Annotated in this window: 12 protein-coding genes; 5 read left to right on the forward strand and 7 right to left on the reverse strand. The window is 68.5% G+C overall.

Annotation, left to right across the window (positions count from 1 at the left end; all coding sequences use genetic code 11):
- Nucleotides 1-183 precede the first annotated feature (183 nt).
- The 4 genes from C7389_RS00615 to purL form a co-directional block, all read right to left on the reverse strand.
- Nucleotides 184-537, reverse strand: a complete 354-nt coding sequence (locus C7389_RS00615; protein ID WP_133587339.1) for a DUF2946 family protein — start codon at nucleotides 535-537, stop codon at nucleotides 184-186.
- A 41-nt stretch (nucleotides 538-578) separates the two neighbouring features.
- The gene (locus C7389_RS00620) at nucleotides 579-1,073 is read right to left on the reverse strand and encodes a copper chaperone PCu(A)C (protein WP_133587341.1); all 495 of its coding nucleotides are present in this window, start codon (nucleotides 1,071-1,073) and stop codon (nucleotides 579-581) included.
- Nucleotides 1,074-1,284: 211 nt separating this feature from the next.
- Nucleotides 1,285-1,671, reverse strand: a complete 387-nt coding sequence (locus C7389_RS00625; RefSeq protein ID WP_133587343.1) for a DUF2946 family protein — start codon at nucleotides 1,669-1,671, stop codon at nucleotides 1,285-1,287.
- A 128-nt stretch (nucleotides 1,672-1,799) separates the two neighbouring features.
- Nucleotides 1,800-5,738, reverse strand: a complete 3,939-nt coding sequence (purL, locus tag C7389_RS00630) for a phosphoribosylformylglycinamidine synthase (RefSeq protein ID WP_133587345.1) — start codon at nucleotides 5,736-5,738, stop codon at nucleotides 1,800-1,802.
- A gap of 193 nt (nucleotides 5,739-5,931) precedes the next feature.
- Between purL and C7389_RS00635 the strand changes: the two genes are divergently transcribed.
- From C7389_RS00635 to C7389_RS00655, 5 genes are read left to right on the forward strand one after another with little or no spacing between them, the layout of a single operon-like run.
- Entirely contained in the window at nucleotides 5,932-6,741 is an 810-nt protein-coding gene (locus tag C7389_RS00635; RefSeq protein ID WP_133587347.1) for a phosphatase PAP2 family protein, read from the forward strand.
- Nucleotides 6,738-7,715 carry a lysylphosphatidylglycerol synthase domain-containing protein gene (locus C7389_RS00640; protein WP_133587349.1) on the forward strand — a complete coding sequence of 326 codons (978 nt, stop codon included), beginning with the start codon at nucleotides 6,738-6,740 and terminating at the stop codon, nucleotides 7,713-7,715. The genes C7389_RS00635 and C7389_RS00640 overlap by 4 nt, the downstream gene beginning before the upstream one ends.
- A complete protein-coding gene (locus tag C7389_RS00645; RefSeq protein WP_133587351.1) occupies nucleotides 7,712-8,758 on the forward strand; it encodes a glycosyltransferase family 2 protein in 1,047 nt (348 codons plus the stop codon). The genes C7389_RS00640 and C7389_RS00645 overlap by 4 nt, the downstream gene beginning before the upstream one ends.
- Nucleotides 8,755-10,392, forward strand: a complete 1,638-nt coding sequence (locus C7389_RS00650) for an ArnT family glycosyltransferase (protein WP_133587353.1) — start codon at nucleotides 8,755-8,757, stop codon at nucleotides 10,390-10,392. Before C7389_RS00645 ends, C7389_RS00650 begins: the two co-directional genes overlap by 4 nt.
- Entirely contained in the window at nucleotides 10,389-11,090 is a 702-nt protein-coding gene (locus tag C7389_RS00655) for a phosphatase PAP2 family protein (protein ID WP_133587354.1), read from the forward strand. The genes C7389_RS00650 and C7389_RS00655 overlap by 4 nt, the downstream gene beginning before the upstream one ends.
- Nucleotides 11,091-11,131: 41 nt before the next feature.
- On the opposite strand, the gene C7389_RS00660 is transcribed toward C7389_RS00655, so the two are convergent.
- From C7389_RS00660 to C7389_RS00670, 3 genes are read right to left on the reverse strand one after another with little or no spacing between them, the layout of a single operon-like run.
- Nucleotides 11,132-11,590, reverse strand: a complete 459-nt coding sequence (locus C7389_RS00660) for a bactofilin family protein (RefSeq protein WP_133587356.1) — start codon at nucleotides 11,588-11,590, stop codon at nucleotides 11,132-11,134.
- A gap of 41 nt (nucleotides 11,591-11,631) precedes the next feature.
- Nucleotides 11,632-11,961: a hypothetical protein gene (locus C7389_RS00665; RefSeq protein WP_133587358.1), complete on the reverse strand. Its 330-nt coding sequence runs from the start codon at nucleotides 11,959-11,961 to the stop codon at nucleotides 11,632-11,634.
- 51 nt (nucleotides 11,962-12,012) lie between these two features.
- Entirely contained in the window at nucleotides 12,013-12,972 is a 960-nt protein-coding gene (locus C7389_RS00670; RefSeq protein ID WP_133587360.1) for a M23 family metallopeptidase, read from the reverse strand.
- Nucleotides 12,973-13,102: the final 130 nt, after the last annotated feature.

Genomic DNA, 13,102 nt, shown 5'->3' on the forward strand with positions numbered 1-13,102 from the left:
TCGGGGCTGCTCGAGAGCCGGATCCAGCACGGTCCGGATGAAGCGGGACGGGTATCGCGCCATTTCCCTTTACCGGGGAACGGCGCGAAACGGGCTGCCCCTGGGGCGCTCCGCCTTCCGCCGGGGATCAGGGAGGACGGCGTGGCATCCGCTGCTGCAGGGCGCGCTGGACTGGCTTGCGGGTCAGGAAAACGCGGGCGGACCGCGAGGTACGGCGGAGAAGAACGGCGGGCGTGGCGGCGGGCCGGCCCGTTCCGGCAGCGCCGGGCGTGCTGGCGGCAGAATTGCGCGAGCGGGCGGCAGCTCCGCCGGCGGCGGCATCCAGGCCTGGGGCTCCCAACGGCACAGCGGACAATGCCCATGGCCGTCGTCCACCGCCACTTCGCCCACCGGCGAGGAGGCAAAGTGGCCGGCGCCGCAGATGTCCGCCATCGCCAGGGTTTCCGCCATTGGCAGCGCACGCGGCAACACCGCGCCCAGGATCGCGACGATGACGATCCAGGCGAGGCGGACGCGGTGGCGCAGCAGGCGGTGCATGGCGAGGCTCAATGTTGCGGGAGCGACGGCTCAGGCGGCGTTCAGTGCTTGTGCTCGTGCGCCATGCCTTCGTGGGCCGGCGCGGCCGGGGCGGCCGGGGCGGCAGCGCCTGCGGTCAGCGAACGCGCCGGCGCCTGCACTTCCACCGTTTCACGCTTGCCGTCCTTGCCTTCCACCACCAGGCTCAGCTGCACCGTGTCGCCCTCCTTGATCTGGTCCTTCAGCCCCATCAGCATCACATGGTAGCCACCCGGCTTCAGCTCCACCGCCTGGCCAGCGGGCAGCGCCAGCGCGTCGATCTGGCGCATCTTCATCACGCCGTCCTCGGTCTTCATCTCGTGGAGCTCGGTGACATTGGCCACCGGCGAGCTCACCTTCACCAGCCTGGAATCGCTGGCGGCGGTGATGCGGAAGAAAGCCCCGGAAGCCTTCTGCGCGGCCACCGTGGCCCGCACCCAGGGCGACTCGATCTGGACCTGCGCATGAGCGGCAGGCACGGAAGCGGCAAACAGCAGGGCAAGCATCAACTTCTTCATGATGGAACTCCTCGACAGTGAAAACGCCCACGGGCGGCAGAAGGCGCAGCGCCGCAGGACGGATGCCGGGCAAAGCCGGCGATGGATTCAGCATGGCCGCCAGCCCTCCCCGCTCTCGGACATGAAGCAGGACAGCCGGCGGGAACAGCAAGGGGAAAACAGGCTGCGCACCGGCCAGGGCCTGGACCGGCGGCGGTGCGGCGGGCGGCGCTCAGCCCAGGGCGGGCGGCGCGCGCGGCCTGGCGGTGGGCCAGGCAGAAGAGGAAACGTGGGGAGTTGGCGCCTGGCTCAGCTCGAAGCCGGCATCGGCCGGCGGCACTGCCGGCAGCCAGGGAGAAGCCGGCAGCGCATCGAAGGCGGCCTTGTGTACGCAGTAGGGGCAATGTTCGCCACCCGCCAGCGCCTTGGTCGGCACGCCGGGCAGGATCTCGCCGGGCAGATGGACCACGCCGGCAGCGGTACAGATGTCGATGGTGCCGCCGCCCTCCGCCATCGCCGCATTGACCGCAGGCGCCAGCGCCGCCAGCAGGATCGCGGCGAAGGCGAGCCAGCTTACGAAGCGTTGCCTGCAGGCGGAGAGGCGGAGCAAGGAAGGCAAGACGGTAGGAGCGGGAGGAAAACGTCCGTCATTCTAGCCGGCGGCGGTGCGCTCGCCCATCCATACCCCGAAAGTAATCGGGGCCTTGCGGCCCCGACGTTCACACTACACCGTCTTGGATCCGGCAATCAGCCCAGCCAGCGGCGGGCGTTGCGGAACAGGCGCAGCCAGGGCGAAGCGTCCGGGCTTGCGTGGCGCAGTTCCTGCGGCGCCCAGGACATCTGCAGGGTGCGGGCGGTGCGTTCCGGGTGCGGCATCATGATGGTGAAGCGGCCGTCCGGGGTGGTGAAGCCGGTCTGCCCGCCGGCGGAACCGTTGGGGTTGGCCGGGTAGCGCTCGGTCGGCTTGCCGGCATTGTCTACATAGCGCAGTGCGGCGATGGCCTGGGCCGGATCGGCGCCGGGCGCGAACACCACCCTGCCCTCGCCGTGGCTGACCACCACCGGCATGCGGCTGCCGGCCATGCCGGCGAGCAGGATGGAGGGGCTTTCCAGCACTTCCGCCATGACGAAGCGGGCCTCGAACTGCTCGCTGCGGTTGCGGTGGAAGGTCGGCCAAGCCTGGGCGCCGGGGATGATGGGTGCGAGGTGGGCCATCATCTGGCAGCCGTTGCAGACGCCCAGCGCGAAGGTGTCGCTGCGGCCGAAGAAGGCCTCGAACTGGACGCGCAGCGCCGGGTTGAAGAGGATGGACTTGGCCCAGCCCTGGCCGGCGCCGAGCACGTCGCCGTAGGAGAAGCCGCCGCAGGCCGCCAGGCCGTGGAACTGCGCCAGGCTCCGACGGCCGGACTGCAGGTCGGACATATGCACGTCCACCGGCTCGAAGCCGGCGCGCTCGAAGGCGGCCGCCATCTCGAACTGGGAATTGACGCCCTGCTCCCGCAGCACCGCGACTTTGGGCCGCACGCCGCTGGCGATGAAGGGCGCCGCCACATCTTCGGTGACATCGAAGCTCAGGCTGACCGACAGGCCGGGGTCGGCGGCGTCGGCCAGCGCGTCGAACTCCTCGCGGGCGCAATCGGCGTCGTCACGCAGCGCGGCGATGCGGTAGCTGGTGTCCGACCAGGCCTGCAGCAGCTCGACGCGCGAAGCGGACAGCACCAGCTTGGCGCTGCGCCAGAAGCGCAGCTCGTCCTTGTCGTTGGGCTCGCCGATGAAGTGGTAGGCCAGTCCGGCTTCGCGCAGCAGCGCGGTGATGCGGGCGCGGTCGTCGCGGCGGATCTGCACCACCGCGCCCAGTTCCTCGGCGAACAGGCCGCCGACCAGGCGGTCGTCGAAGCGGCCCTTGAGCGTGTCCGGCTTCTTCTCCAGGCCGTCCACATCGTTCATGTAAGGGTCGTAGCAGACGGTGTCCAGCACCAGCGACAGGCCGCACCTGGAGGCGAAGGCCATCTCGCACACCGCGGCGAACAGGCCGCCGTCGGAGCGGTCGTGGTAGGCCAGGATCAGGCCCTCGCGGCGCAGGCGCTGCACCGCGGCGAAGAAAGCGGCCAGTTCGGCCGGCGCCACGTCAGGCGCATGCTCGCCGACCGAGTTGAACACCTGGGCCAGCACCGAGCCGCCGAGGCGGTTGGCGCCCTTGCCGAGGTCGATCAGCAGCAGCTCGGTGGCCACGCCTTCGGGGAACTGCAGCTGCGGCGTCAGGGTGTTGCGGATGTCGGCGACCGGCGCGAAGGCGGTGGCGATCAGCGACATCGGCGCCACCACCTGCTTGTCCTCGCCACCTTCGTTCCAAGCGGTACGCATGGACAGCGAATCCTTGCCCACCGGGATGGAAAGGCCGGCGGCGACGCAGAATTCGGACACCGCCTTGACCGCGTCGTACAGCTTGGCATCCTCGCCGCGGTGGCCGGCGGCGGCCATCCAGTTGGCGGAGAGCTTGACCTCGCCCAGTTCGCCGATGTCGGCGGCGGCGATGTTGGTCACCGCCTCGCCGATGGCCATGCGGCCGGAAGCCGGCGCGTCCAGCAGCGCCAGCGGGGTGCGTTCGCCCATGGCGAAGGCTTCGCCGCGGTAGCCGTGGAAACTCATGGCGGTGACGGCGACGTCGGCCACCGGCACCTGCCACGGGCCGACCATCTGGTCGCGCGCGGTGAGGCCGCCCACCGAGCGGTCGCCGATGGTGATCAGGAAGCGCTTGCTCGCCACCGTCGGGTTGCGCAGCACGCGCAGCGCGGCGTCCTTGAGGTCCAGCCCGGCGACGTCGAAGGGCGGCAGGTAGACGGCGCGGCGGGAGACGTTGCGGGTCATCTTCGGCGGCTTGCCGAGCAGCACCTGCATCTCCATGTCCACCGGCTTGTTGCCGAAGTGGCGGTCGGAAACGGTGAGCTGGCCGTCCGCGGTGGCTTGGCCCAGTACCGCGAAGGGGCAACGCTCGCGTTCGCAGATGGCGCGGAACACGTCGAGATCGGCCGGCGCCACCGCCAGCACGTAGCGCTCCTGCGACTCGTTGCTCCAGATTTCGCGCGGGCTCATGCCCGGCTCTTCGATGTGCACCTCGCGCAACTCGAAGTGCGCACCCAGGCCGGCGTGGTCGGCTAGCTCCGGCATGGCGTTGGAGAGACCGCCGGCGCCGACGTCATGGATGGCGATGATGGGGTTGGCGCTGCCGCGCTGCCAGCAGGCGTCGATCACTTCCTGGCAGCGGCGCTGGATCTCCGGGTTGCCGCGCTGCACCGAGGCGAAATCCAGGTCGGCGGTATTGGTGCCGGTGGCCATGGAGGAAGCTGCGCCGCCGCCGAGGCCGATGAGCATGCCCGGGCCACCGAGCTGGATCAGCAGCGTGCCCGGTGGGAACTTGGGCTTGTCCGCCTGCTGCGCCTGGATGTTGCCGACGCCGCCGGCGATCATGATGGGCTTGTGGTAGCCGCGTACCTCGCCCTGCACTTCCTGCTCGAAGGTGCGGAAGTAGCCCGCCAGGTTGGGGCGGCCGAACTCATTGTTGAAGGCCGCTGCGCCCAGCGGACCTTCGATCATGATGTCCAGCGCGGAGGCGATGCGCTCCGGCTTGCCGTAGGCGCGCTCCCAGGGCTGCACCGCGTCCGGCAGATTGAGGTTGGACACCGAGAAGCCGGCCAGGCCAGCCTTGGGCCGCGAGCCGCGGCCGGTGGCGCCTTCGTCGCGGATCTCGCCGCCGGCGCCGGTGGAAGCGCCCGGGAAGGGCGAGATCGCGGTCGGGTGGTTATGGGTTTCCACCTTGGCGAGGATGTGGGTTGCTTCCTCGTGGTAGCGGAAAGCGCCGTCGGCATCCGGATACAGCCGCGGCACCACCGCGCCCTCGATCACCGAGGCATTGTCCGAGTAGGCCACCACGGTGCCCTGCGGATGCGCCTTGTGGGTGTCCTTGATCATGCCGAACAGGCTCTTCTCCATCGGCCGGGCATCGATCACCCAGTCGGCGTTGAAGATCTTGTGGCGGCAGTGTTCGGAGTTCGCCTGAGCGAACATCATCAGTTCGACGTCGGTGGGGTTGCGGCCGATGCGGCCGAAGTTCTCCACCAGGTAATCCACTTCGTCCTCGGACAGGGCAAGGCCCAGCTCGCCATTGGCCTGCTCCAGCGCAGCGCGGCCGCCGCCGAGGATGTCCACCGAACTCAGGGGCTGCGGTTCGTAATGGTGGAATAGCGCCTCGGCCTGATTCACGTCCGCCAGCACCGATTCGGTCATGCGGTCATGCACCAGCGGCAGCGCCAGGGCGCGGCGCGCCTCGTCCAGATCCTTGCCGGCCACGGTGTAGGCGGTGCCCCGCTCCACCCGCACAATCTTGTCGAAACCACACTGGCGCACGATGTCGCTGGCCTTGGATGACCAAGGCGAGATGGTACCCAGGCGCGGCACCACCAGCAGCAGGCTGCCCTCCGGCGCGCTGCCCGCCGGGCGCGCATCCAGCAGGTCGACCAGGCGGTCCAGCTCTTCCGCCGTCAGCGGCGCGGACAACTCGACGAAGTACCAGTGCTCGGCCGCCACGCTCTTGAACCTGGGCAGGGCGGCAGCAAAACGCCGGGACAGGCGCTCCAGACGGGATGAAGACAGCGCCGGAGCGCCACGCAGCTTGAGGATTTCGGTCATTTCGATGGGAAATGGAGGGGAAATTGAGGTCCGCCGACAGGGAAGGGAACGCCGGGGCGTGCGGCGGATCGAAACGGCGGATTATACCCGAGCCCCCGGCACCGTTCGCCGGCAACACCTCCGCCCGGCCACCGAAAACCGGCAAAGCGGAGCAATCGGATAAAATCACGCGTTTGCACCGACCCGCTGGCCGATGACCGTACCGAATTCCCCTCCCCGCCCGTCCACCCTGCCGTCCGCGGCCTGGATCTTCCTTCCGTCGATCCTCTCCGGCGCCCTGGCCTTGTACGTGTTCTTCGGCGGCCGCAATGAGGACTGGTTCGTCATCACCAACGCGGCGGCGCAGTACCTGCTGCCGGCGGCGCTGTGGGCCGGCATCACCAATTTCGGCGCCACGCTGGGTGCCTTTTCCATGCTGGGGCCGGTGTTGCTGTGGCGTCCCCGCTGGGTGGCGTCGGCGGTGCTGGCCGCCCCGGCGGCCATCCTCTATGCGCAAGGCCTGAAGGCGATCTTCGCCGAGCCCCGGCCAGCCGCGGTGCTGGGCGTGGATGCGATCACCGTGATCGGGCTGCCGCTGCGCACCAATTCCTTCCCCTCCGGCCACACCACCACCGCCTTCGTCCTCGCAGGCGTCTTCACCTTCTGTGCCACCGCGGACGAGCGCCGCTGGGTGGGCTGGGTGGCGCTGGCGCTGGCCGCGCTGGTGGGCTTCTCCCGCCTCGCCGTCGGCGCCCACTGGCCGCTGGACGTTTTCGCCGGCGCCGCCGGCGGCTGGCTGTGCGCCGCCCTGGGCACCTGGTGGGCGGACCGCTGGCGCTTCTGGGAGCATGCCCGGGGGCTGCGTTTCACCGCGGTGCTGCTGTTCATCCTGGCGATCGCGCTGGCGATAGAGGATCTGGGCTATCCGGAAGGTCTGTGGTCGCAATACCTGCTGGTGGCCTGCGGCCTGCTGGGCGCCGGCTGGGCCTGGCTGCATCCGCGCGCGGCGGGCAAGGCGACGTGAAGGCCAGCCGCCTGCTCGCCCTCGCGGTCAGCATCGCCCTGCTTGCCTGGCTGCTCGCCGATGCGCGCTGGCGCGAGGTGGGCGCGACCTTTGCCCGCCTCACGCCCGGCGTCATCGCGGTGACGGTGGCCGGCATGTTTTGCAGCTACCTGCTGCGGGCACTGCGGGTGTACGACGAGTTCCGCCATGATGCCCGCGGCCGCTTCGGCGCCTGTCTGCGCATCGTGCTCATTCACAACGCCATGGTGAACGTGGTGCCTTTCCGCGGCGGCGAGGCGGCCTTCCCGGTACTGCTGCGCCGTACCTTCGCCACGCCGCTGCCGCGTGCAATGGCGTCGCTGTTCTGGTTCCGGCTGCAGGATGCGTTGGTGGTAGGCGTGGTGGCGGTGGCGATGTGGCCGGGCGTGCCATTGGCGCTGCGGTTGCTCGCCTGCGCCGGCCTGCTGGTATCCGCATGGGCGCTGCCGCGCTGGGCCCGCCGCCCCCATGGGTGGGCGGAAGGCGGCGCCTTCGCCAGCAAGCTGGGCAAGCTGCGCGACGCTTTTGCCGAGTCCACCCGTCATGCCCGCTACGGTTGGCTGTGGACCATCGCCAACTGGTCGGTGAAGCTTGCCGCCCAGGCCTGGCTGCTGAGCGCACTGCTGGCGGCCGTGCCGGCGCAGGGCGTGGCCGGCGCGCTGGGCGCAGAACTGGCGGCCATCCTGCCGATACAGGGCGTGGCTGGCTTCGGCACCTACGAGGCGGGCGCCGCCGCCGCGCTGGCAAGCACCGGCATCGGCTTCGCAGACGGCTTGCGCGCAGCGCTTGCCCTGCACCTTTTCGTCATCGCCTGCGCAGTCAGTGCCGGCGCCATCGCCTGGCTGTTCCCCAATGCGGGCCCGGGCCGACAGGCCCCGTCCGACGACAACGACGCTCCGGATTCCGCGCCGCGGAACCCCCCGAACATTTCTTGCGAGACCGCTTCGAACCCATGAGCCTATCCCCGCTCCCTGCCGCCGAGCCGCAGATTCCGGCCGGCCTGCCCAAGCACACCTTGTCCGTGGTGGTGCCGATGTACAACGAAGCGGAGAACGTCGAGCCGCTGCTGGAACGCATCCATCTCGCCCTCGGCCCTTACCCCTGGCCGTGGGAAGTGGTGCTGGTGGATGACGGCAGCTCCGACTCCACGCCGGCCGAGCTGGCGCGCTGCGCCGAACTCTACGGGCCGCATGTGCGCATCATCGAGCTGATGCGCAACTTCAAGCAGACAGCGGCCATGCAGGCCGGCCTGGACGCGGCCCGCGGCACGGTGATCGTGACCATGGACGGCGACCTGCAGAACGACCCCATCGACATCCCGCGCATGGTGAACCGCCTGCTGACCGAGGACCTTGACCTGGTCGCCGGCTGGCGCAAGGACCGCCAGGACGGCCTGCTGCTGCGCAAGATTCCCTCGCGCATCGCCAACCGCCTGATCGCCCGCCTCACCGGCGTGCATCTGAAGGACTACGGCTGCAGCCTGAAGGTGTTCCGCGGCAGCGCGATCAAGAACGTGCGCCTGTACGGCGAGATGCACCGCTTCATCCCCGCCTGGCTGGCGACGGTGACCACGCCGCGGCGCATCGCGCAGGAAGTGGTGACCCACCACGCCCGCGTCTTCGGCCAGTCCAAGTACGGCATCTCGCGCACCTTCCGGGTCGTGCTGGACCTGATCTTCGTCTACTTCTTCATGCGCTACCGCACCCGCCCTGGCCACTTCTTCGGCGGCATCGGCATCGGCCTGGGCGCGCTGGGCAGCGCCATCCTGTGCTACCTCGGCGCGCTGAAGGTTTTCCTGGGTGAATCCATCGGTACCCGGCCGCTGCTGTTCGCCGGCTTCTTCCTGCTCATCGCCGGCGTGCAGATGGTGACTTCCGGCGTGCTCGCCGAGCTGCTCGCCCGCGTCTACTACGAATCCGGCAACACCCGCGCCTACCTCGCCCGGCCGAATGCCGAACTGGCGGTCGACGAGGGCTGGCGCCAGCCGGTGGCGCAATGAATCCGGTGCCGCAGGGCGCGCAGCAGCGCCTCATCACCGCGCTCGTCTTCCTGCTGCCGCTGGTCAGCTACTTCCTCTTCCTCGGCAGCACGCCGCTGTTCGATGTGGATGAAGGCGCTTTCTCCGAGGCCACCCGGGAGATGTTCGAGCGCGGCGACTTCCTGTCCACCTACCTGAACGGCGAGCACCGCTTCGACAAGCCCATCCTGGTGTACTGGCTGCAGGCCATCGGTTACCTGATCTTCGGTGCCTCCGAGTGGGCCTTCCGCCTGCCTTCGGCGGTGTGCGCCGCGGTGTGGAGCTATGCCGCCTGGCACTTCGCCCGCGAGCGCTTCGGCCCGGACGCGGCCATCGCCGCGCTGGCGGTGGCGGCCACCGCCATCGGCCCCTTCGCTATCGGCCGCGCCGCCACGGCAGACGCGCTGCTCAACATGCTGCTCGCGCTGTCGCTGTTCGACGCCTGGCGCCACCTGGAAAGCGGCCGCCGTGCGCCGCTGCTGCGCAGCTATGTGTGGATCGGCCTGGGCGTGCTCACCAAGGGGCCGATCGCCCTCATCGTGCCGGGCGCGGTCACCTTCCTCTACTGCGCCAGCAAGCTGGAGTGGAAGCGCTGGCTGCGCTCGGTGTTCGACCCGCAGGGCTGGATCATCCTGGCGGTGCTGGTGGTGCCCTGGTATGCAGCGGCGCTCATCATCCACGGTCAGAATTTCATCGACGGCTTCATCCTCAAGCACAACGTGGAGCGCTTCACCGGCACGCTGGAAGGCCACGCCGGCAGCCTGTTCTACTACGTGTTCGCGGTGCCGCTGCTGATGCTGCCCTGGACCGGCCCGCTGCTGGCCAGCCTGCGCCACCTGCGCAACGACGCCGGCACCGGCGTGCGCCGCTTCCTGTGGCTGTGGGCCGGCTTCGTGGTGGTGTTCTTCTCCCTTTCCGGCACCAAGCTGCCGCACTACGTGCTCTATGGCTCGACGCCGCTGTTCTTGCTGATCGCCGCCCACCGCGACAGCCTGCGGCGCGAATGGCCGCACCTGATCGCGCCGCTGGCTGCGCTGGCGCTGTTCGCCGTCCTCCCGCTGATCCTGCAGGTGCTGTCCACCGGAGATGCCGGCAATACCTACTACCGGGCCCAGCTCGGCCAGGCATTGAGCGCCGCCGGACCAGGCTACTACGCCGCCACCGTGGGCGCCCTCGCGATCTGGCTGCTGATCTGCCTACGCACCCGGATCACACTGTGGAACAAGCTGCTGCTGGGGGCCACGCTGCAGGTGCTGCTGCTCGCCAGCGTGGTCAGCCCCTGGATCGGACAGGTGCTGCAGGGGCCAGTGAAGGCCGCGGCAGCGGTGGCACGGGGCCAGGAAGGCGATGTGGTGGCGTGGAAGATCGACGCCCCCAGCTTCAGCGTCTATCGGCAAGCGGTGACGCCCTCGCGCGAACCCGAGCCCGGCGAGATGGCCATCACCCGCTTCGATCGCGTGCCGGCCGAAGGCTACGAGCAGCTCTTTCGCCAGGGCGGCGTCGCGCTGGTAAGACGCTTGCCGGAACCGCCCGCAGCTGAAGCCCCTCCGGTGGAGGCGCAGCCCCCTGCAAGCCCGCCGCCGGCTGAGAACAATACGGAGACCCCGGCACAATGAGTCGCCTCACCCTCACGATGGTGGTCAGCATGGTGTTCTTCGCCCTGCTGTTCACCCTCTGGCCGCAGTTGGACCTTGCCACCAGCGCCGCCTTCTTCAGCGACGGCAGCTTCAACGGCGAAAAAAACGCATTGGTGATGGCGCTCTACGGCGGCATTCCGGTGATGTCCAAAGCCATCATCATCAGCCTCTTCCTCGCCCTGTTCTTTTTCTGTTTCGTGCGTAGCGAAAAAGGGCGCCGGCGGCGCGCCCAGGTCGGCTACCTGCTGGTGGCGCTGGCGCTGGGGCCTGGCTTGCTGATCGATGTGGTGCTGAAAGACAACTGGGGCCGGGCGCGGCCGGCCAAGGTCAGCGAATTCGGTGGCCAGAGCCACTTCACCCCGGCAATGGTTCCCAGCCGTGAGTGCGACACCAACTGTTCCTTCGTCAGCGGCCATGCGTCCGCCGGCTTCTACATGGTGAGCCTGGGCTTTCTCGGCGGCGCCGTCGCTCGCCGGCGGTGGACGTTGATCGGGATGGTGGCAGGCGGCATCTTCGGGCTCGCCCGCGTTTCCCAGGGCGGGCACTTTCTCAGCGACGTGGTGTTCAGTTTCTACGCCACCTGGTTCACTGCCTGGTTCTGCTGGCTGCTGTTCCGCCGGCTGGGCTGGCTGCCGGCGCAGTCCGAGGCTGGGCACAAGGAAAAAGCGGTCGCCTAGAGCAAGGCCCAGGCGACCGCTTTCCGACAGGGAGCGCCTTTTCAGCGGGAGCCGGAGGCGCTTCCCGCCGCATGCGGCAGATCGACCACCTTCTTGTCCTCGGCGCGGCGCTCCTTCGCGTCGTCGTCCAGCCGGGCAAGCTGGCCCTCCAGCTCGGCACCGCACTCCATCTGCAGCTGACGATAGCTGATGTTGCCCGACACCCGGGCGTTCGCCTGCAACTCCAGGAAGTGATGTACCACCAGATCCCCCTGGATGGTGCCGTTCACCACCGCGTCGTAGGTGCTGACCCGACCCTTGATGCTGCCCTTGTCGCTCAGCACCAGCAGGCCATTGCTGCCTTCCTTGTTCACCACGTTGCCTTCGATGCTGCCATCGACCCGCAGGCCGCCGGAGAAGACCACGTCGCCGACGATCTGCACATTGTCGGCGATCAGGCTGGACAGTTTGGTGACTTCGATGGACTTGCTTTGCTTGCTCTGTTTCTTGCTGCCGAACATGCGCTGCCTCTCGACGATAGTTGGATATCGGTAATCGGTATTCAGCGGCGCTGCAGGCCGCCCTGGGATTTATAGAAGCCGAGCTCGCTCTTCAACTTGTCCGCCTCGCTGCTGAGATCGGCCAGTTGCTTCTCCAACTCGCCGCGGGTCGCATGCTCCATCTGCACTTCGAGCTTGAGGCGCTCCACTTCGTCCCTCAGCTCGGTGTTCCGCTGCTCCAGTTCGGCGAGACGAATCGCAGGCGCCCACTTCTTCTCAAAATAGTGCACGCCGCCGGCAAGCAGCACAAAAAGCAGAACGCCGATGCCGGCAATGGCTGCAACACGGCGGTAGCGGCGGCGCACCGAGAGTTCGAACGCCCCCGCGGTCAAGGAACGGGTGTGTGAGCGGGAGCGGCGGGAGAAAAGCATCGCGCTCCCGGCTCAGGAACTGGCGAGATACAACTCGGGGTTGGAATAACGCCCGCCCTTCAAGACCTCGAAATGCAAGTGCGGGCCGGTGGAGCGCCCTGTCGTCCCGACCGCGGCGATGCGCTGACCCGGCGTTACCACCTCCCCCGCCTTGACCAGCAGCCGGGAGCAGTGAGCATAGCGGGTGACCAGGTCGTTGCCGTGGTCGATCTCGACGGTATATCCGTAGTCGTTGCGGTAGCCGGAATAAATCACCCGCCCACCCGCGCTGGCGACGATGGGCGTGCCCGGGGGCGCTGGGAAATCCAGCCCGCTGTGGAATGCGGCACTGCGGTTGAAGGGATCCATGCGGCTGCCGAAGGAGGAATTCCTCAGGGCGCCAGGCACCGGAATACGGCTGGGGAAAGTCATCAGTTGCAGATTGCGCTCGTCGGCCGCACGAGAAATGGCAGCGAGCGTTGCATTCATGCGGACCAGATCCTGCTCCAAGAGGCTCAGGCCGCTGCCCTGGTCATCGAAACCGCTGGAGGACACAGCTTCCGCGGGCTCGACCACATCCCTCACGCTCCCGCCGGTCAATGGGATCAGCGGCCCGCCTGCGGGCGTACCCGGCTTCGCTCCTTCGTAGGCGCTGGGCGGAGGCAGCTCACGGCTGTTCTGCGCCTCCTCGAACTCCTTGACCACGTCGATGCGCCTGGCCAGGGTCAGCGCTTCATTCTCGAGCCGCAGCAGGCGGCCGGACAGTTCGCCGACGCGGTCTATCAGCATGCGGCCTTCGGGCTGGTCGAACTTCAGACCCATTGCCGGCGGCGGCTCGGGGGTCGCCTGACGGCCCAGACCCAGGCCAAGGGCGAATGCGCCTGCGCCAACCGCGAGCAGGCAAACCGAAACGATCCCCACGGTCATGCGCAGGCTCAGCGTGCGGACCTTGGACTGGGCGAGCGTTCCAGCGGAAAGAATGACCAGTGCCATCCTCGTCCTCCGGTTCGTTCCGCACCCGACCGGGACACAAGTCGTTCAGCGCGGAAGGTGGAATTCGGCTGTCTGACCGCGAACACGGCGGCAAGCGGGCCATCGTGTTCATTTGGTCAAACAGAAAAAC

The organism is Azoarcus indigens (assembly GCF_004361735.1).
GTDB lineage: Bacteria > Pseudomonadota > Gammaproteobacteria > Burkholderiales > Rhodocyclaceae > Azoarcus > Azoarcus indigens.

Bases quoted from the DNA above. Each gene is read 5' to 3' on its own strand.
- C7389_RS00615 (WP_133587339.1), bottom strand. From the start codon at position 537: ATGCACCGCCTGCTGCGCCACCGCGTCCGCCTCGCCTGGATCGTCATC.
- C7389_RS00620 (WP_133587341.1), bottom strand. From the start codon at position 1,073: ATGAAGAAGTTGATGCTTGCCCTGCTGTTTGCCGCTTCCGTGCCTGCC.
- purL (WP_133587345.1), bottom strand. From the start codon at position 5,738: ATGACCGAAATCCTCAAGCTGCGTGGCGCTCCGGCGCTGTCTTCATCC.
- C7389_RS00635 (WP_133587347.1), top strand. From the start codon at position 5,932: ATGACCGTACCGAATTCCCCTCCCCGCCCGTCCACCCTGCCGTCCGCG.
- C7389_RS00645 (WP_133587351.1), top strand. From the start codon at position 7,712: ATGAGCCTATCCCCGCTCCCTGCCGCCGAGCCGCAGATTCCGGCCGGC.
- C7389_RS00650 (WP_133587353.1), top strand. From the start codon at position 8,755: ATGAATCCGGTGCCGCAGGGCGCGCAGCAGCGCCTCATCACCGCGCTC.
- C7389_RS00655 (WP_133587354.1), top strand. From the start codon at position 10,389: ATGAGTCGCCTCACCCTCACGATGGTGGTCAGCATGGTGTTCTTCGCC.
- C7389_RS00660 (WP_133587356.1), bottom strand. From the start codon at position 11,590: ATGTTCGGCAGCAAGAAACAGAGCAAGCAAAGCAAGTCCATCGAAGTC.
- C7389_RS00670 (WP_133587360.1), bottom strand. From the start codon at position 12,972: ATGGCACTGGTCATTCTTTCCGCTGGAACGCTCGCCCAGTCCAAGGTC.